The 19,400-nt window shown below is 72.4% G+C and carries 12 protein-coding genes; 4 read left to right on the top strand and 8 right to left on the bottom strand.

Annotated elements, in window-relative coordinates:
* Positions 1-91 precede the first annotated feature (91 nt).
* Together ACZ6I3_RS30000 and ACZ6I3_RS29995 are read left to right on the top strand one after the other, a co-directional pair.
* The gene (locus ACZ6I3_RS30000) at positions 92-1,714 is read left to right on the top strand and encodes an AMP-binding protein (RefSeq protein ID WP_469418827.1); all 1,623 of its coding nucleotides are present in this window, start codon (positions 92-94) and stop codon (positions 1,712-1,714) included.
* 15 nt (positions 1,715-1,729) lie between these two features.
* Entirely contained in the window at positions 1,730-2,542 is an 813-nt protein-coding gene (locus ACZ6I3_RS29995) for a PaaX family transcriptional regulator (protein ID WP_469418826.1), read from the top strand.
* A gap of 52 nt (positions 2,543-2,594) precedes the next feature.
* Here the strand turns inward: ACZ6I3_RS29995 and ACZ6I3_RS29990 are convergent, their stop codons facing one another.
* Both ACZ6I3_RS29990 and ACZ6I3_RS29985 read right to left on the bottom strand, forming a co-directional pair.
* On the bottom strand, positions 2,595-4,970 hold the full coding sequence (locus tag ACZ6I3_RS29990) for a bifunctional salicylyl-CoA 5-hydroxylase/oxidoreductase (RefSeq protein ID WP_469418825.1): 2,376 nt from the start codon (positions 4,968-4,970) through the stop codon (positions 2,595-2,597).
* Positions 4,955-5,782: an enoyl-CoA hydratase family protein gene (locus ACZ6I3_RS29985; RefSeq protein WP_469418823.1), complete on the bottom strand. Its 828-nt coding sequence runs from the start codon at positions 5,780-5,782 to the stop codon at positions 4,955-4,957. The genes ACZ6I3_RS29990 and ACZ6I3_RS29985 overlap by 16 nt, the downstream gene beginning before the upstream one ends.
* Positions 5,783-6,104: 322 nt before the next feature.
* Here ACZ6I3_RS29985 and ACZ6I3_RS29980 point away from each other — a divergent pair, with 322 nt between their 5' ends.
* A complete protein-coding gene (locus tag ACZ6I3_RS29980) occupies positions 6,105-6,560 on the top strand; it encodes an ATP-binding protein (protein WP_469418821.1) in 456 nt (151 codons plus the stop codon).
* Positions 6,561-6,567: 7 nt separating this feature from the next.
* Here the strand turns inward: ACZ6I3_RS29980 and argF are convergent, their stop codons facing one another.
* The 5 genes from argF to ACZ6I3_RS29955 all read right to left on the bottom strand — a co-directional run bounded on the left by argF (position 6,568) and on the right by ACZ6I3_RS29955 (position 13,304).
* On the bottom strand, positions 6,568-7,575 hold the full coding sequence (argF, locus tag ACZ6I3_RS29975; protein WP_469418819.1) for an ornithine carbamoyltransferase: 1,008 nt from the start codon (positions 7,573-7,575) through the stop codon (positions 6,568-6,570).
* 95 nt (positions 7,576-7,670) lie between these two features.
* Positions 7,671-8,894, bottom strand: coding sequence for an arginine deiminase (locus tag ACZ6I3_RS29970; RefSeq protein ID WP_382825381.1), 1,224 nt, complete (start codon positions 8,892-8,894; stop codon positions 7,671-7,673).
* Between the two features lie 93 nt (positions 8,895-8,987).
* Positions 8,988-10,682 carry an HEXXH motif domain-containing protein gene (locus tag ACZ6I3_RS29965; protein ID WP_469418818.1) on the bottom strand — a complete coding sequence of 565 codons (1,695 nt, stop codon included), beginning with the start codon at positions 10,680-10,682 and terminating at the stop codon, positions 8,988-8,990.
* A 385-nt stretch (positions 10,683-11,067) separates the two neighbouring features.
* A complete protein-coding gene (locus ACZ6I3_RS29960; protein WP_469418817.1) occupies positions 11,068-12,174 on the bottom strand; it encodes an effector-associated domain 2-containing protein in 1,107 nt (368 codons plus the stop codon).
* Positions 12,171-13,304: an alpha/beta fold hydrolase gene (locus tag ACZ6I3_RS29955; RefSeq protein WP_469418815.1), complete on the bottom strand. Its 1,134-nt coding sequence runs from the start codon at positions 13,302-13,304 to the stop codon at positions 12,171-12,173. The genes ACZ6I3_RS29960 and ACZ6I3_RS29955 overlap by 4 nt, the downstream gene beginning before the upstream one ends.
* Positions 13,305-13,489: 185 nt before the next feature.
* Between ACZ6I3_RS29955 and ACZ6I3_RS29950 the strand changes: the two genes are divergently transcribed.
* Complete coding sequence (locus ACZ6I3_RS29950) at positions 13,490-14,854, top strand: cation:proton antiporter (protein WP_469418813.1); 1,365 nt, start codon at positions 13,490-13,492, stop codon at positions 14,852-14,854.
* A gap of 46 nt (positions 14,855-14,900) precedes the next feature.
* Here the strand turns inward: ACZ6I3_RS29950 and fxsT are convergent, their stop codons facing one another.
* Positions 14,901-19,379 carry an FxSxx-COOH system tetratricopeptide repeat protein gene (gene fxsT, locus ACZ6I3_RS29945; protein ID WP_469418812.1) on the bottom strand — a complete coding sequence of 1,493 codons (4,479 nt, stop codon included), beginning with the start codon at positions 19,377-19,379 and terminating at the stop codon, positions 14,901-14,903.
* Positions 19,380-19,400 lie beyond the last annotated feature (21 nt).

Raw genomic sequence — 19,400 nt, 5'->3', positions numbered from 1 at the left:
GGCCACTCCGAGGCTATCGCGGACCGTTGACTGTCGTCACCAACACGATACGCTCCAGGGGCGAGCCCACCACGCCAAGGGGGCGAACCGTATGAATCCACCGGACACGGCGCACGTCGACACCTTCACCCGCGACCATCTGCCACCCCGGGACCACTGGCCCGAGCTCCGTTTCGACCTGCCGGAGCTGCGCTACCCCGAACGGCTCAACTGCGCCGCCGAACTGCTCCACGGCCCTGACGACGACCGGCCCGCGTTCCTCACCCCCACCGGTGAGCCATGGACGTACGGCGAGCTGCGCGCCCGCGTCGACCGCATCGCGCATCTGCTCACCGGTGACCTGGGCGTCGTCCCCGGCAACCGGGTGCTGCTGCGGGGCCCCACCACACCGTGGCTCGCCGCCTGCTGGCTGGCCGTGCTGAAGGCGGGGGCCGTGGCGGTCACGGTGCTCGCCCAGCAGCGGCCGCACGAGCTGAGCACGATGTGCGAGATCGCCCGGGTCCGGCACGCGCTGTGCGACATCCGGGCCGTCGACGACCTCGCCAAGGCCGAGATCCCGGACCTGCGGATCACGACGTACGGCGGTGACGCCCCGGACGACCTGCTCAACCGGCCGGCGCCCGACACACCGTACGAGGCCACCCCGACGGCGTCCGACGACGTGGCGCTGATCGCCTTCACCTCCGGCACCACCGGCCGCCCCAAGGGCTGTATGCACTTCCACCGGGACGTGCTGGCGATCGCCGACACCTTCTCCCGGCACGTCCTCAAGCCCCGCGCCGACGACGTCTTCGCCGGCAGTCCGCCGCTGGGCTTCACCTTCGGGCTGGGCGGTCTCGTGGTCTTCCCGCTGCGGGCCGGGGCGAGCGCCCTGCTGCTGGAGCAGGCCGGCCCGAAGCAGCTGCTGCCCGCCATCGCCCGGCACCGGGTCTCCGTCCTGTTCACCGCGCCGACGGCGTACCGCGCGATGCTCGACGCGCTCGACGGCCACGACGTCTCGTCCCTGCGCCGCTGCGTCTCGGCCGGTGAGAACCTGCCCGCGGCCACCTGGCGGGCCTGGCACGAACGCACCGGCGTGCGCGTCATCAACGGCATCGGCGCCACCGAGCTGCTGCACATCTTCATCTCGGCGGCCGACGAACGGATCCGGCCCGGGGCGACGGGCGTTCCCGTACCGGGCTGGCACGCGCGCGTGCAGGACACGGACGGCCGGCCGGTGCCCGACGGGCAGCCGGGGCTGCTCGCCGTGCGCGGACCGGTCGGCTGCCGGTATCTCGCCGACCCGCGGCAGCGCGAGTACGTGCGGGGCGGCTGGAACATCACGGGCGACACCTACGTCCGCGAACCCGACGGCTACTTCCGGTACGTCGCCCGCGCCGACGACATGATCATCTCGGCCGGGTACAACATCGCCGGACCCGAGGTCGAGGACGCGCTGCTGCGGCACCCGGACGTGCTGGAGGCTGCGGTCGTGGGACGGCCCGACGAGGCGCGCGGACAGGTCGTGGTGGCCTACGCCGTCCTCAAGGAGGGCGCGGAACGGGACGCCGCGGCGCTGCGCGGCTTCGTGAAGAGCGAGCTGGCGCCGTACAAGTGCCCGCGCGAGATCGTCTTCCTGGACACGCTGCCGCGCACCGCCACCGGCAAGCTCCAGCGATTCCGGCTGCGCGGCACGCGAGTCCCGGACGGCGGCACCGCGGGCGACCAGGACTGATCCGTACGACCTAAGATGATCAACGTGTCCGACCAGCATGCACCACGGTCTCTCATCGTCACGCTCTACGGCGCGTACGGCCGCTTCGTACCGGGCCCCGTGCCGGTAGCCGAACTGATCCGGCTACTGGCCGCGGCCGGTGTGGACGCTCCGTCCGTACGCTCCTCGGTGTCGCGGCTCAAGAGACGCGGACTGCTCGTGCCCGCCCGCACCGCTCAGGGCGCGGCCGGGTACGAACTGTCACCGGACGCGAGGCAGTTGCTCGACGACGGCGACCGGCGCATCTACGCCACGGCTCCGCCGGAGGACGAGGGCTGGGTGCTCGCCGTGTTCTCCGTGCCGGAGTCGGAGCGGCAGAAGCGGCACGTCCTGCGTTCCCGGCTGGCCGGCCTCGGTTTCGGCACGGCCGCTCCGGGCGTGTGGATCGCGCCCGCACGGCTGTACGAGGAGTCCCGGCACACCCTCCAGCGGCTGCGGCTCGACGGGTACGTCGACTTCTTCCTCGGCGGCCACCTCGGCTTCGCGCCGACCGCCGAGGCCGTCACCCGCTGGTGGGACCTGGCCGCCATCGCCAAGGAGCACGAGGCGTTCCTCGACCGCCACGCGCCCGTGCTGCTCGGCTGGGAGAAGCGCGAGGACACCCCGCCCGAGGAGGCCTACCGCGACTACCTCCTCGCCCTGGACTCCTGGCGCCACCTCCCCTACACCGACCCCGGCCTGCCGTCCGCCCTGCTCCCCCGGGACTGGCCCGGGGAGCGCTCCTCGGCGGTGTTCCGGGGGCTGCACGAGCGGCTGCGGGACGCGGGGGCGGAGTTCGTGGGGCTGTAGGTCGCGTCCTGTGAGCCGGCACCGCTCCGCGGCGCGGCGGCCCACGGGGCGTTCACAGGCTCAGCCGCGGCTTCGGCGCGTCCGTGCGGCCCGTCTGGGGCCTTCGGCTGCCCGCGCGGTACGGGGCCGGCCAGGCGACGCCCGGGCCCGTGTAGCCCTGTTCGGCCGCCGCGTGCAGGGTCCAGTGCGGGTCGTAGAGGTGCGGGCGGGCCAGGGCGCACAGGTCCGTGCGGCCCGCCAGGATCAGGGAGTTGACGTCGTCCCAGGAGGAGATCGCGCCGACCGCGATCACCGGGACCCCGGTGGCGCGGCGGATACGGTCCGCGAAGGGCGTCTGGTACGACCGCCCGTACTCCGGCCGCTCGTCCGCCACGACCTGCCCCGTCGACACGTCGATCGCGTCGGCGCCGTGCGCGGCGAAGGCCCGGGCGATCCCGACGGCGTCCTCGGCCGTGGTCCCGCCCTCGGCCCAGTCGGTGGCGGAGATGCGCACGGTCAGGGGCCGCTCCCCCGGCCACACGTTCCGTACGGCGTCGAACACCTCCAGCGGGAAACGGAGCCGCTTCTCCGGTGAACCGCCGTAGGCGTCGGTACGCCGGTTGGTCAGCGGGGAGAGGAAGCCGGAGAGCAGGTAGCCGTGGGCGCAGTGCAGTTCGAGCAGGTCGAAGCCGGCCCGGGCGGCACGGCAGGCGGCTGCCGTGAACTGCTCGCGGATGTCGGTGAGCTGGGCGCGGGACAGCGCGCGCGGCGTCTGGCTGTACGGCTTGTACGGCAGCGCGGAGGCGGCCACGAGCGGCCAGTTGCCCTCCTGAAGCGGCTCGTCCATGCCCTCCCACATCAGCTTCGTGGAGCCCTTGCGGCCACTGTGGCCGAGCTGCACGCCGATCGCGGTGCCGGGCGCCTGGTCGTGCACGAAGTCGGTGATACGCCGCCATGCCTCGGCCTGCCGGCCGGTGTAGAGGCCGGCGCAGCCGGGCGTGATCCGGCCCTCCTCGCTGACGCAGACCATCTCGGTCATCACCAGCCCGGCCCCGCCCAGCGCCCGCGCGCCCAGATGGACCAGGTGGAAGTCGCCGGGGACGCCGTCGACCGCCGAGTACATGTCCATGGGTGAGACGACGACCCGGTTGCGCAGGGTCAGACCGCGCAGCTGGAACGGGGTGAACATCGGGGGCGTGCCGGGCGGACAGCCGAACTCGCGCTCCACCGCCTCCGTGAAACGCGCATCGCGCAGCCGCAGGTTGTCGTGGGTGACGCGGCGGCTGCGGGTGAGCAGGTTGAAGGCGAACTGGCGGGGCGGCTGGTCCAGGTACAGGCCGAGGTTCTCGAACCACTCCAGGCTGGCACGGGCCGCGCGCTGCGTGGACGCGACGACGGGCCTTCGCTCCGCCTCGTACGCGGCCAGGGCCTCCTCCAGTGAGTCCCGCTCCTCCAGGCAGGCGGCCAGGGCCAGGGCGTCCTCGACGGCGAGCTTGGTGCCGGAGCCGATGGAGAAGTGGGCGGTGTGGGCGGCGTCGCCGAGCAGGACGACATTGCCGTGCGACCAGCGGTCGTTGACGACCGTGCGGAAGGTCGTCCACGCCGAGTTGTTGGACCGCAGGGGGCGGCCGCGCAGTGCTTCCGCGAAGATCTTGCCGCAGCGCTCGATCGACTCGGTCTCGTCGAGCTCGTCGAAGCCGGCCCGCTGCCAGACGTCCTCGCGCATCTCGATGATCACGGTGGAGGAGTCGGGGGCGTAGGGGTAGCCGTGCAGTTGCATCACGCCGTGTTCGGTCTCGGCGATGTCGAAGCGGAAGGAGTCGAAAGGGAAGTCGGTGGCGAGCCAGATGTAGCGGCAGTGGTGCGCGGTGACCCGGGGGCGGAAGACGTCCGCGTAGGTCTCGCGGGTGGTGCTGTGGATGCCGTCCGCGGCGATGACCAGGTCGTGGGTCCCCGGGAGGTCTTTCGGGGCCTCGGTGTGGAAGCGGAGGGCCACGCCGAGGTCGCGGCAGCGGGTGTGGAGGATTTCGAGGAGCCGTTGGCGACCCAGGGCTGCGAAACCGTGGCCCGAGGAGGTCTGGCGGGTGTTCCGGTGGGTGATGTCGATGTCGTCCCAGCGGATGAAGTCCCTCTGGAGGGCCTCGTAGACCTGGGGGTCGGCGTGTTCTATGCCGCCGAGGGTTTCGTCGGAGAGGACGACGCCGAAGCCGAAGGTGTCGTCGGGGGCGTTGCGTTCCCAGACGGTGACTTCTCGGGTGGGGTCGAGGCGTTTGAGGAGGGCGGCGGCGTAGAGGCCGCCGGGGCCGCCGCCGATGACTGCCACGCGTAGGGGGTGGCTGCTGTCGTGGTGCGGGTGCAGGTTGTCCGTGGCTGGTCGCGCCCCGCGGCGGAGCCGCAAATTGACACCGCCCCGCGCCCCTGAGGGAGACGCGGTCACCGTCCGCTCCATTTCGGAGGGCGTTTCTCCGTGAACGCCGCGTGGAACTCCGCGTAGTCCGCACTGTTCATCAGCAGCGCCTGGGTCGACGCGTCCAGTTCCACCGAGGCCGCCAGGGGCATGTCCAGCTCGGCCGTCAGCAGGGTCTTGGTCTGGGCATACGCGAGGGCCGGGCCTTCTGCCAGGCGACGGGCCAGTCGCTGGGCGGCCTCGTCGGCGGCGCCCTCCTCGGTCAGTTCGCTGATCAGGCCGATGCGCTCGGCCTCGGGTGCCCGGACCGGGTCGCCCAGCATCAGGAGGCGGGTCGCGTGACCCAGGCCCACGACTCTGGGCAGGAGGTATGCCGCGCCCATGTCGCCGCCGGAGAGGCCGACCCGGGTGAAGAGGAAGGCGAAGCGGGCCGAGGGGTCGGCGACGCGGAAGTCCGCCGCCAGGGCGAGTACGGCTCCGGCGCCCGCCGCCACACCGTGCACCGCCGCGATCACCGGGAAGGGGCACTCCCGGATGGCGCGCACCACCTGGCCGGTCATGCGGTTGAAGTCCAGGAGCCGGGCGGTGTCCATGCCGAGGGTGGCGCCGATGATCTCGTCGACGTCGCCGCCGGAGCAGAAGCCGCGCCCCTCGCCGGCCAGCACCAGGGCCCGTACGGACCGTTCCCGGGACAGCTCCGCGAGCAGGTCGCGCAGGTCGGCGTAGGCACCGAAGGTGAGCGCGTTGAGCTTGTCGGGGCGGGCCAGGGTGACGGTGGCGACGCCGTCGGTGACATCGACGCGCAGGTGCTCCCAGCGGGGGGTGCGGGCGGCGGAGCCGGTGAAGGGACTCATGACGTGCGGCCTCCTCGGGCGGGCACTGTCTCACTGAGCTCTACCCCACGAAGCTATCACTCATCCGTGACTGTCGTCATGAGTGCGCGATAGACCGTTCGGGTAGGACTTCTGTGTGGATCCGGGGTGACCCGGGCCGGTCACATCCGTCACAGATCGTCCACACCGGCGTAACGGTGGGAGCAGCCGCGCGCGGCACCGCGTTCACCTGGGTAAGCCGTCCGGCAAGGGGGCGAAGGCGCTCCCCGACGACGGCCCCTCGGACGCCTCTGAAGAGCGGCGCCGTACCATTCATCAGGTTGAAAGCAGGATGTCCTGCTCCATGAACGGACCCGCCTTGTACGAACTCCCCTCAGCCCCCGCCTCCTGGCGCATCGCGCTGCCGCACACCGTCGCGGCCGTGCCCGTGGCCCGTGCCCTGGTCCGTACGGCGCTGGCCGAGCTGGAGTACGGGGCCGACTGCGACACGGCGGAGCTGCTCACGGCGGAGCTGGTGGCCAACGCGGTGGAGCACACCACCGGCGAGGCACCGATAGAGCTGGTGGTGGAGCTGATGCCGTCGGGATGTCAGGTCGAGGTGCACGACACCGACCCGGCCCCGCCCGGTGACCTCACCCGCCCATCCGACGGACCACCCGACCCCTGGCAGGAGCACGGGCGCGGGCTGCTGCTGATCCGCACCCTGAGCTCGTCGTGCGGACACCGGGCGACCGAGTCGGGCAAGGCGGTGTGGTTCAGGCTGCCTGCGGTACCGGCTCAGCGGCGCCGGTCGGCGTAAGGCCTGTTCAGGCCAGGGTCGCCACCAGGACCGCCTTGATGGTGTGCATCCGGTTCTCCGCCTCGTCGAAGACCACCGAGTGGGCCGACTCGAAGACCTCGTCGGAGACCTCGAGGTATGCCAGGCCGTGCGAGGCGTGGATCTCGCGGCCGACCTTGGTGCCCAGGTCGTGGAAGGCCGGCAGGCAGTGCAGGAACCGCACGTCCGGGTTGCCGGTGGCGCGCAGGACGTCCATGGTCACGGCGTACGGGCCGAGGGCGGTGATGCGCTCGTCCCAGACCTCCTTGGGCTCGCCCATGGAGACCCAGACGTCCGTGGCGACGAAGTCCGTGCCACGGACGCCGTCGTCCAGGGTCTCGGTGAGCGTGATGCGGGCGCCGCTGTGCTCGGCGAGCGCGCGGGCCCGGTCGACGACCTCCTCGGCGGGCCAGTAGGCCTTCGGCGCGACCAGACGCACGTCCATGCCGAGCAGGGCGCCGGTGACCAGGTAGGAGTTGCCCATGTTGAAGCGGGCGTCGCCCAGGTAGGCGAAGGCGATCTCGTTCAGCGGCTTGGCGCAGTGCTCGGTCATGGTCAGCACGTCGGCCAGCATCTGGGTGGGGTGCCAGTCGTCCGTGAGCCCGTTGAAGACGGGCACACCGGCGTGCGCCGCCAGCTCCTCGACCTTCTGCTGGCTGTCGCCCCGGTACTCGATACCGTCGTACATCCGGCCCAGCACCCGCGCGGTGTCCCTGACCGACTCCTTGTGGCCGATCTGCGAGCCGGACGGGTCGAGGTACGTGGTCGAGGCGCCCTGGTCGGCGGCCGCGACCTCGAACGCGCAGCGGGTGCGGGTGGAGGTCTTCTCGAAGATCAGCGCGATGTTCCGGCCCCGCAGGTACTGGGTCTCGGTCCCGGCCTTCTTGGCGGCCTTCAGCTCTGCGGCCAGCTCGACCAGACCGCGGAACTCCTCCTCGGTGAAGTCCAGCTCCTTGAGGAAGTGGCGGCCGGCGAGGGCGCTCGGGGCTGTCGCCATGGGGGCGCTCCAGGGATACGGGGACACAGACTCCTGGAATACTATACGAAGCTCAGCATGCCTATACAGGCCGCATGCCTATACGGCCCGCATGCTCACACGGGCTCGCGTTCGACGGGGCAGCTCATGCAGCGCGGCCCGCCCCTCCCCCGCCCCAGCTCGCTGCCCGGGATCTCTATCACCTCGATGCCCTGTTTGCGCAGGTGGGTGTTGGTGGTGGCGTTCCGTTCGTAGGCGACCACGACGCCCGGTTCGACGGCCAGGACGTTGCAGCCGTCGTCCCACTGCTCGCGCTCGGCGGCGTGCACGTCCTGGGTGGCGGTCAGCACCCGGATCTCGTTCAGGCCGAGCGCGGCGGCGATCGCGCGGTGCATGTGCTCGGCCGGATGGTCGGTGACCTTCAGCTCCTTCTCGCCGACGCCCGGCTCGATGGTGTACGAGCGGAGCATGCCCAGACCCGCGTACTGGGTGAAGGTGTCGCCGTCGACCATCGTCATCACGGTGTCGAGGTGCATGAAGGCACGCCGCTTGGGCATGTCGAGCGCCACGATCGTCTCGGCGGAACCGGCGGCGAACAGCTTGTGCGCCAGCATCTCGACGGCCTGCGGCGTGGTGCGCTCGCTCATGCCGATGAGGACGGCTCCGTTGCCGATGACCAGGACGTCCCCGCCCTCGATGGTCGACGGGTAGTCGGCCTGTCCCTCGGACCACAGGTGGAAGGTCTCGTCCCGGAACAGCGGGTGGTGCCGGTAGATGGCCTCGAAGTGCACGGTCTCGCGCTGCCGGGCGGGCCAGCGCATGGCGTTGATGGAGACGCCGTCGTAGATCCAGGCGGAGGTGTCGCGGGTGAAGAGGTGGTTGGGCAGGGGGTCCAGCAGGAAGTCGTCCAGGTCCATGACGTGGAAGCGGACCGACGTCGGCTCCGGGTGCCCGTCCAGGAACTCGCGTTTCGTCATGCCGCCGACCAGGAGCTCGGCCAGTTCCCGCGCGGGCAGGTTCTCGAAGGCGGCTCTGAGGTGGTCGGTGGCCAGGGGGCCGTACTCCTTCTCGTCGAAGACCCGGTCCAGGACGAGGGTTCTGGCCGCCGGGACCTGGAGCGTCTCGGCCAGGAGGTCACCGAAGAGGTGGACGGCGACGCCCCGGTCGCGCAGCACATCGGCGAATCCGTCGTGCTCGGCGCGGGCCCTGCGCACCCACAGCACGTCGTCGAAGAGCAGCGAGGTCTTGTTGCTGGGGGTGAGCCTTTTGAGCTCGAGATCGGGCCGGTGCAGGATGACGCGGCGCAGCCGCCCGGCCTCGGAGTGGACGTGGTATGCCATGCCTCCATCCTGACCATCGCGGCGCCCGTTGACGCGCTGCTCGCGTGTTTCCGCGCACTCTTGTTTACGTCTGCGTGACGACAACCGGCACGGTCATCCGCTGGGCAGCGGCTGGAGCAACTCAGGCCGGGCCAGCATCCGCCGGGTCGTCCGCCCCGGGTCGAGCACGGCACGCGCGACGATCCAGCCGGCCAGGGCGTGCGGTTCGGCGGGATCGGTGGCCAGCTGGTCGGCGTACCGGGCGAGCGCGGCGGCGGCGTCCCCGGCGGCGAGCTGCTCGTCGGCGGTGCCCGGGGCGACGGGGCGGGCGGCGAAGGCATGGGTGCGGACGTCGGGCCAGGAGGTGCGGTCGGGGCGGAAGCGGGGGCCTTCGGAGCCGGAGGAGGGCGGGGCCACGTTGCGCAGGCGCCACTCGGTGCGGTGCAGTGCGGCGGCCGTCCGGGCCCGGGTGAGCGCGGCGTACGGCACCGGCTCGCGCAGCCAGCCGTCGAGCGTACGGGCGAGCCCCGACACGAGGGCCCGGCCCTGGGGGGTCAGACGCCCCTCCACCAGCAGGGTGCGCACGACGAGCCGGCTCTGCAGGCGGCGCAGCGCGAAGTGGTACCCGGCGATGCCGGCCGCCTCCTCGTCCCGCGCCACGGCCATGCGGTCCCGCCAGAATCCCGCGACCCCGGTGAAGGCGTACGCCCCGTGCAGCAGACCGGTGAGATGCCGCGGGTCGGGCCGCCAGGGGGCGTAGTAGCGCTCCTCCCGGTCGTCGTCGAGCAGTGGGAAGAGGTGCAGGAGGGCGGCCAGTTTGCTGTGCTGGAACTCGTGGACGAGGGTCTCGGCGAGCGCCACGGTGGACGACGGACGGGCGATCACCATGGCCCCGAACGAGTCACCGCTGGAGGCGGACACCAGGACGGTCGGCGGGGCGGGCGGCAGGGTGCCGGTACGCCCCCAGGGCACCACGGCCCGTATCGCGCCGGGGTCGAACCGGCCCGGCCCTTCCCCGCCCGGCGCGGCGAGCAGCGCGACGGCCTCCTCGAACAGCCGTTGCCAGGCCTCGGCTTCGTCGGCGTCGAGCCGTGCGGGCGGCAAGGGGTCGTCCAGGTCGCGGTAGGGGTCGAGGTCTTCGAGGGGGATGGCGACGGTTCCGGCGGGGGTGGGGTGGGTGAGCGTGCGCAGGGGGAGCCAAGCGGGGGTGAGGATCTCCCGTGCCGGCAGGGGTTGTGTCGCCGGGCTGATCGTCACGGCGACGGTGCCGCCGTCGCGGCCGGGGCCGGACAGCGTCAGCTCGCCCCCGCTCGTCCGGGCGCGGGCGACCGTCAACCCGCTGTCCGCTCCGGCGAGTCGGGCCAGTCCCAGTCCCGGCAGCGACAGTCCGCCGTCGGCGACGGGCACCCTGAGGTCCGCCCGCGTACCGGCACGCAGCGCCGCCGCGACGGCCAGGGCGCACAGATGCCCGGCCTCCGCCCACAGCGGCGGGCCCGACGCGGTGCCGTGCAGCCGGCGCAGCACATGGGCGAGCCAGCCGCCGGTCGCCGGGGCGAGCAGCAGCCGGTCGACCGGCCCGGGTGCCGCGGCGGCGGCCTCCTTGAGGACGTCCCAGGCCTCGGCGGCCGGGCTCAGCGGCGTCCGCAGCGCGCCGAGTCGGTCCAGCAGGGTCCGCAGAAGCAGCAGCCTCCGCGCCCGCTCCGCCCGTTCGAGAAAAGCGACGGCCTCGGCGGAACCCCCTCCCGCGGCCAGTTCCGCGAAGAGCCGTTCGGGCATGCGGAACGGGGCGTGACGCGGCTCGCTGGGCATGCGGGACCTCCGGTCGGGGGTACGGGCATAGAGCCACGGCGGGGCTGGAGAGCTATTCGGCCCGGGCGGTCCCCTCACCGCCCCCTCTGATGCTCTCGCGTGCTCGCAGAACCTCGCCGAGCAGACGGGCAGAGGGAGGCAGCGGGGCGAGACGGTCCACCGCGGTCAGGGGCATCCCTGCCAGGTCGGTGAGATCCGACTCCCAGACGTCGGTACCAGCAGCGGTGGCCGGCTCATGAACGGCGGCTTCGGCCTGGCACAGAGCGCGCGGCTGGTCCAAGATGCTCCCCCTTCTCGCACGATGGCACGCGATGCCCGGTGCCTGTGTCCTTTTCATCATGGCCATTCCTACCCGGGTCGAAAACCGTACGATCACGCCACTCGATCATTTCCGATCACGTGGACGCATGACTGAGGCCTCGAACTCCCTTAACGCAGAGTCCAGTTTGCCCCTGAGGTCCGGGTCGTCATCAAGGGAGACCACGGCGTCGAACAGCTCCCAGAGCATCTCCGGCCGACCCCGGGCCAGCCGGTTGAGGATGCCGACGACATCGGTGCGGGCCTTGCTGTGACGGGGCAGCGTGGCAGTGACACGAGGGTCCAATGAGGCGACCACCGTCTGCCGTTCGGTGGGATCCCCCATCATCGGATAGGCGAGGATGGCGTCCACGGCCCGCTGGAGCGGGGAGGCCGGACGCGCTTCGGCGCCGACCCGCGTCGGCGTCACAATCTCGGTCCGCTCGGGGCTCTGGAGCCGAATCTCCGGATACTGGAGAGTACGTCCCGCTTCCCTGAGGGCCCCGATACGTGCTCGTACGGCCGGAAACAGTTCCTCCGGATCGGGCGTGGCGGGCAGGACGGCCGTCTGCCCGGCCAGCAGCCCGAGCAGGATCTCGGAAAAGAGCCCCGTACCGCGCTCCGGGTCGTTGGCGGCGACCCGCCCGCGCCCGGCCGCCCGCAGCAGCGTCTGCCGATGGGCGAGGTTGCGCCGCCCCACCGGCAGAGCGTCCGGCGGCAGCTGCTCCCGGAAGGCCAGGTCCTCTTCGAAGGACTCGCAGGCGTCCACGATCCACAGCTGATCGCCGAAGGCCGGTACGGCGTCCCCGGCGTAGCGATCGAGCGCGGAGTCCAGGTCCACGCCCAGCTTGTCGGCGGTGCTGGCGTCCGAGCAGAACAGCCGCAGGTGCCCGGCCCGGTCGAGGACGCCGTGCCCGCCCCACCAGACCCAGAGGACATCGCCCTGGGCCAGGGGCAGTTCGCGGACGAGGACGCGGCGCAGGGTCGCGTGGTCGGCGGGCCGGTAGGCGACGTCGGGGACGTACGGCGGCAACGGGGCGAGGTGCAGCCGGAGCTGGTCCTCCGGCACCCCGGCCTCCCGCAACAGCCGGTGGAAGGCGACGGCGTCCCGCGCCGGCCCGGGCAGGTCCCAGCCGCTCCCGGCGTCGTACCGCTCGACACCGACGATCAGCGCATGCACCCGGGCGGGGTTCACGGCAGCCGGTCCACGATGTGCCGGTAGACCTCCGGGTTCGTCCAATAGGCGCTGTGCGAGGCCGGGAAGGGCTGACGGCTGTCGACCGCCACGTCCGAGACCCGTCCGGGGAACAGGCCCGCGCCCAGATGGGAGAGCAGGTCGCGGGGGTCGTACAGGTTCAACCAGTCCGGTACGTGCGACGGCAGGGGTGCGGGGTGCTCGAGGGAGGGCAGGGATCCGGACTCGTAGAGGAACGGCCCCTGGGATCCCGCCGTCACCAGGAGCCGGACCTGCGGCAGCGGCGCGGAGACCAGGCTGTCCAGGGCGATGATGCCGCCCAGACTGTGGCCGACGAGGGTGACGGGCGGTTCGAGGCCCGTCACCAGATCACGCAGTTCGGCGCGGACCGCCTCGCCGCGGCTGAGGTAACGCAGGATGTCACCGGCGGCGGGATGGGCGGCCTCGGTGAGGGCGCGGCGGCGGCGCACAGCGGCACGGGATGCCGCCGAACCCGCGACCCGCAGCACCAGGGAGCGCACCCCGCGTTCCGTGCCCCGGGGCTGTGCACCGAGTGCCACGCCGAGTTGGTCGGCGACGGCGTCACGGCTGTCGCCGACCGGAACCAACGGGGCGTCGGAGTCCAGGGCGTCGGCGATGACCCGGGCCGTGAGACTGCGGGCGGCGAGGGCGGCCAGGTCGCCGGCGGCGAGGGCAACGGCAGCCGGAGCGAGCAGTGGATGGGCGGCCAGGTCGGCGGCGGCGCGGGCCAGGCCGGGACCCAGCTCGGCGGCCGGCGCGTCGCCTTGGGCCGCGAGGGCGGTGAGCCGCGCCCGTATCGCCTGGTCAGGGGGCAGGGAACCGGGCGCACGCTCGACGGCCTGCGGCGCACCGGCCGCGGCGAGCACGAGTTCGGCGTACGGGTCGGCGTAGAGGGCGGCCCATGCGGCGGGCGACGCGTCGTCGGGGTCACCCTCGGCCAGGCCACGGGCCGTGCCGCCCGGCTCGGCGGGAAGGCTGACCCCGCCCGCCGCGAGCGTGGCGCCGTGCGTGCCGCCCCAGTAGTACGGCACGATGCGTAGTCCCTCACGCAGGGCGGTCAGTCCGGCCGCCACGCGCCCCGCAAGCTTCGAGAAGCCTGGTTCGCGCACCCCTGTTCCATGAATGAAGACGACCGTCGCCATGTGCCCCCCGTGACACCGGTACAGAGTTGTGTACGACTGCCGATACGCCGTCAACTTACCAGTATCATCAGGAGGTTGGGGGTCGAGCGCACGTGCGAGGACCCGCCCGCGGCCGAACCACCGGCCATGACAACTGGACACAGGGGGACGCAGTGAGCGCTGACGCGGTGGTCACGCATTTCCTGTTCGCCTCGGCCCTGATCCTCGCGGTCGGCCATGGCGCCGGCTGGGTGGCCCAGCGGCTGAAGCAGCCGTACATCGTCGGGCAGCTGACAGCGGGCATCGCCCTCGGTCCTTCGTTGCTGGGCAGTGCGGCGCCGGATGCCTACCGGATGCTGTTCCCCCAGGAGATCGGCACCGCGCTGACCGGGCTCGCGCAGTTCGCCCTGGTGGTCTTCCTGTTCGCGGTGGGGTACGAGCTGGATCTGAAGATCCTGGGCGACCGGGCGCGCACCGTCGTGACGGTGGCGCTGGCGGCGTTCGTGGTCCCGATGATCGTGGGCAGCGGCTGTGCACTGCTGTTCCGGGAGCAGTTGCGGGCCCTGGACATGCCCCCGCTCACCACCGGCATGGTGCTCTTCGCCGGGGTCGCCCTGTCGATAACGGCCGTACCGGTCCTGACGGCCATCGTGCGGGAGAACAACCTGGCCGACACGGTGCCCGGCGTCCTCGCGGTGTCCGCGGCAGGGCTGCTCGATGTGATCGGGTGGACGGTGCTGGCCGGGACGATGCTGGACAGCGACAGCGGTGAGCACGCGCTGGGCTGGCAGTGGCGGGCCGTCATCGCGGCCGGTTTCGCCGTGCTCATGCTGGTGGCGGCCCGGCCCGTGCTGCGCAGGGTGCTGTGGCGGACCCGGATGGAGCCGTCGTTGCGGCTGGCGCTGCTCATCGGCTTCGCCTGTGCGTCGGCGTCCGTGACGCAGTTCCTCGGACTGCACGCCATCTGCGGTGCGCTGCTCGCGGGGATCGTCTGCCCGCGTGAGCGACGCGGCACCCTCGACCCTGATCTGCTGCGGCCGCTGCATGTCGTCAGCTCGCTGCTGGTGCCCTACTTCTTCGTCTTCTCCGGACAGTCCGTCACCCTCGACAGCATGAACGCCACCGGGTGGATCACCCTGCTGGTGGTGACGGTGCTGGCGGTCACCACCAAGGTCGGCAGCGGCGTGGTGGCGGCCCGGATGGGCGGACTGGACCGGGACGACGCCCGGACCGTCGGTGTGCTGCTGAGCGCCCGCGGCCTCACGGAGCTGATCGCCCTCAACGCCGGTTTCCAGGCAGGCCTGGTGAGCAAGCCCCTCTACACGGTGCTGGTCTTCATGGCCCTGGCCACGACGCTGCTCACCCAGCCCCTGCTGCTCCTGGTCCGCCGTCTGTCGGACCACGAGCCGACCCGCGCCCCGGGCCCCGCCGAGGTCGTGCCCGTGCACCTGGCCCTCCCGGACCACGCCACCGACGGCCCGGTGTCCCGTCACCCCTCGGACGGCGCGCCCCCCACACCGGTGGCGGACGCGGGCTGACCGGTCCGGGGCGGCACACGGGTGCCACCCCGGCCGAGGCGGTGGTCTACAGCGGCATCGGCGCCATGTCGCACTCGATACGGCGGCCCTGGCGTGCGGCCACATGCCACGGGTGGTCGGCACGAACCACGCGGGCGAAGCCGTCCGTCGCCTTGCGCTGCAGGTCGTCGGCCTCCGCCCTGCGGCCCAGGCCGCGCAGGTCGAGGCCGAGGTTGGCCATGCAAGCCAGCGTCAACGGGTGCTCCTCGCCGGCGATCTCGGCGAGCAGCGGCAGATTGGCCTGGTCGATCTCGTGCGCCCGCTCGAAGTCGACGCGTGCGTAGGCCGTGTTGGCCTGGCCGATGGCGACGGTCAGCGAGGTGATGTGCCGGGGGCCCACACCCGCGGCCAGCCGGCTCGCCGCGTCGTCCTCCAGCTCCTGAGCCTGGTCCAGCGCGCCGAGGGCACGCAGGGTGGCGGCCAGGTTCGCCTTGGTCAGGAGGGTGTAGGCGTGGCTCTCACCGAGGCGCTGCTCGAATCGCCGCAGCGTCTCCTCCGCCAGCTCCCGGGAGCCGTCGAGGTCACCGTTCAGGCGCCGGTCGACGGATACGTTGGTCGCCGACGACACGGCGTCGAAGTGGTCCTTGCCGTAGCGGGAGACGAAGCGCCGCAGCGTCTCGTCCGAGAGCTTGGCCGCCTCTTCGTGGGCCCCGTCCCGGCGTCGGCAGACCGCGAGATTGCGGGCGATGCGCAAGGTGAGCGGATGTTCCTCACCGAGCTCGGTGCGCGCTCGGCGATACGCGTCCTCCTGGAAATCGCGGGCGCCGGGATAGTCCCCGCTCTCGCGCATGTCGATGGAGAGCGCGTTGAGGGTGTTGAGGGTGAAGAAGCTGGCGGGGCCGAACAGCAGCTCGCGCTGCTGGGCGTTCTCCTGGTCCAGCGGCAGGGCGTCACTGAACCGGCCGCACAACCGCAGAGCGACTCCCCAGGCGTGGGTGGCGCGCAGCGTCATCGGATCGTCCGGGCCGAACAGGGACCGGGCCAGCTCGGTGGCCTCCTGCGTCAGCGCCCGGGCTTCCTCGAACCCACCCTGGTAGCCGCGGGCGTCCGCCATCTCGCACAGCGAGTCGATCAGGTTCTCCGAGTCGACATCGGTGCGGCGCGAGATCTCCAGGGCCTTCTCGGTGAGCGGGATGGACTCGGGGACCTGGCCGTTCTGCCGCAACAGGAATCCGAGGCTCTTCGTCATCCGGAGGACATGGAGGTCCTCCTCGGCCGAGGATCCGATCCAGGCGCTCCAGGCCTGGCGGGCGAAGTCGGCGGCGCCCACGTGGTCTCCCCAGTAGTAGAGGAACCACACCGTGTCGAAGACCAGCTCCCGCACATAGGTGTCGGTGCTCGTCACGGCCTGTGAGGTGAGTACGTGGGGCAGCAGCGCCTGATACGCACGCCACTCCAGTGACGAGCCGGAGGGGCCGGGCTTGGCGGCCGACAGCAGCTGGTGCGCGGCGTCGCGCATCCGCTCCCGCTCGTCGACGCTCAGCTTGGCCAGGAGCACCGTCTGCAGCAGGCGGTGCATCTGGAGGGTGTCGGAACGCGGGTCCACCCGGACCAGGGAGAACTGGCTCAGGTCGCGGACGGCGCGGTTGAGTTTGATCGACTCCCTCAGCAGGGGGTCGACCTCGGGTGTGACGTTGACGCCGCGGCTGCCGCGCAGCATCGCCCTCGGGATGGGCTCGGGGGCCATGCTGGCGCAGATGTCGAGCAGCTGCCGGGCGCCGGGGTTGTTCTCCTTGATCCGCTCCAGCGAGATGTCCCATGCGGCGGCGACGGAGACCGGATAGTCGGGAGCCGGGTCGAGTTCGAGGATCTCGGGGCTGCGCTGCGCGAGCAGATCGAGGTACTCGTCGACCTGCATGCCGGTCACCGCGCGCCAGGCTCCGGCCTGCTCGACCGCGAGCGGCAGGTCGCCCAGTGCCTCGGCGAGCCGCCCGGCGTCCTCGATGGACAGGTCGGGCGAGCGCCTCTGGAGCAGCTCGACCGACTCCTCTCGCTCGAACACGTTGACCGGCAGCGACGTGGCCACCCTCTCCCAAGCCCGGTTCCGGGACGTGACGATGACCTTGCCCGGTCCGTTGGCCGGGAAGTACTGGCGCACCGTGTCGACGTCCTCGGCGTTGTCGAAGACGAGCAGCCAGCTGTCGTACGGCGTTCCGGTGCTCAGCGCCTCCAGTACGGCAGGCACCGCCGTGTTGGCGGCGGGGGCGCCGAGGCTGTCCTGACCGGTGGGGGCGACGCCCAGCTGTGCCGCCAACTGGGCCAGCGCGGCGAGAATGAGGCTCTCCCGCTCGGCGGGGATCCAGCAGATCACCCGATAGTCGTGCTGGTGGGTGTAGACGTACTCGAGTGCCAGCTGGGACTTGCCGACGCCACCGAGGCCATGCAGGGCGTTGGGGAGCACCGCCGCCGTGTCCTGAGCCGCCAGCTGCTCCTCCACGGCACTCAGCAGCGCCTGCCGGCCGACGAACGACGTGTTACGCAGAGGCACGTTCACCAGGAGGGCGGCGGGCGTTCCGGTCGTGGTGCTCGGCATGGGGAGCTCAGCCTCCGAGGGTTCTTGTGGGATGGCGTCGGATACCAGGGGTGGCACGGGTGGTTCTCCAGCTTCTTGGGGGGCGGTCGACGGTGGCACACTTCCCGTTCCGTCGGACAATCCCCCAGGAGCCGCGCGGTTCACCTCAGAAGTTGCAGCTCCGGACATTCCCGGACTCACTCGTTCGGCGTCACCGGGCCCCCGGGCCCTGGACAGACCGGGCTCGATTCGGCGGGCCCGCTCGGAGTACGGCCCCGAGAGCGCGCGCATCACGGCCAGCTCGCTGCGCGCCCAGCCCCGCTCCGACGGGTCGGGCAGCGTGGTGCCCATCGGGTCGCGCAGGGCGGCACGCAGGGCGATACCCCGGGCGCCCGCGCCGGGCAGCTCGCCCACCACGCTGACGGTGTGGGCGAGTTGGCTGCGGGTGGTGGTGGCGAGCAGTTCCTCGCGGACTCCGTCGGCGAACTCGGGGCGCCCCTCGCCGCCGCTGTCCCAGTCGATCAGCCCGCCCATCAGGATCTCGGCGAGGTGGTCCGGGCCGGTCTCCGGCATGGTGCGCCGCCGCAGCTGCTCGACGAGGTCGAACTCGAAGGGGATGGCGGCGAGTTGGGTGGCAAGTCGACGGGCGGCGGGGGTGGCCAGCGTGAAGAATCGGCGTACGGCGGCTTTGGCGGCGCGCGGGAAGCGGGGGGCGCGCAGGCCCGGCGCGGGCGAACCTTTGGTGAGGGTGCCGGCCAGGACGACGGGCAGGGCGCGGCGCACTCCGCGTTCCCCGGTGACGAGGTCGGCCCAGGCCGCGAGCGAGGCGGGCTTCAGGGAGAGCACGGGGACGGGCACGGAGCCGTCGCCCGCGTCGGGCAGCGGTCGCAGGGGGTCGGGGCCGCCGGGCGGCGCCCAGTGCTCCAGCCCGTCGTTGGCGGCGCCGAATCCGCCGGCCTCCAGAACGGCCGGATACGGGTAGAGCGAGGCGCGGTGGCGCAGATGCGGCGGGAGCAGGTGCACCAGGGCCGTGGGGCCGGCGTGGGCGAGCCGGGCGAGCAGGTCGTCGGCGGCGGGCGCGGCCCAGCCGTGGGCGAGCCCGTCGGTGACCACGAGGAAGACGCGGTCGCCGCGTCCGTCGAGGAGTTCGGCGGGGTCGGCGGCGGCTCGGCCGGCGCTCCAGCGCAGGGTGGCGGTCCCGGTGCGCGGCACGTTCACCCGGACCGTTCGTACGGCCCGGAAGGCGCCGCTGTGCTCCGCGGCCTCGGCGAGACGGGCGGTGGACTCCTCCCAGATCCGCAGGGTGGGCGCGTCGTCGACCAGCAGGACCAGGTCGAAGGCGGCCGTCCGGGCGGGACGCAGGAACGGCATCCACATGCCGTCGATGATCCCCTGCTCGGCGGTGGTCTCCTCGTCGAGTTCGAGGGTGTCGCGCGACGGCACGCGGCGGGCCAGCTGGTGCAGGGCGCGGGCGAAGCGGGCGGTGGTGCGGCCCGGGGCCTGCTGCGGGCGGTCGTCGGCGGGCAGCAACGGCTGCCCGAGGCGCAGGGTGAAACGGCCGTCGGCGTCGGGTAACAGACGGGCCGCGGCGCCCGGTTCTCCGGGCAGGGCGGCGCCGGCACCCGGCCGCGACCGGTCGCCGGGCTCCTCGGGGGTGGGCGGGCGCGGGGCGCGTGCGGCGTCGGGGGTGGTGTCAGGGGTGGTGCCGGAGGGCCGGGACCGGTCGGCCGGTGGGGTGTCCGGCTGGTCCGCGGCCTCCGCTTCCCGCGGGCGCGCGGAAGGCGGGGCCGTGGATGCGGCCGCCCGGCCCTGCTCGGGCTCCGGGACGGACGCGGCGGGGCCGCCGTGGCGGTTCCAGTGCGCGGCGAGCCAGACCGCGTCGGCGACGTCCTGCCAGCGCGGGACGGGCTGTTCCAGGGCGGCCGGGACCGGCGCTCCGTGCTCTGCCGCCTGGTCGGCGGACTCGGGCAACACCGAAGGAGGCGACGATCCCGA

The sequence above is a fragment of the Streptomyces sp. NPDC041940 genome (assembly GCF_055589465.1).
Note: the sequence above shows the minus strand (reverse complement) of the source record. Positions and strands in the feature narration are given on the sequence as shown.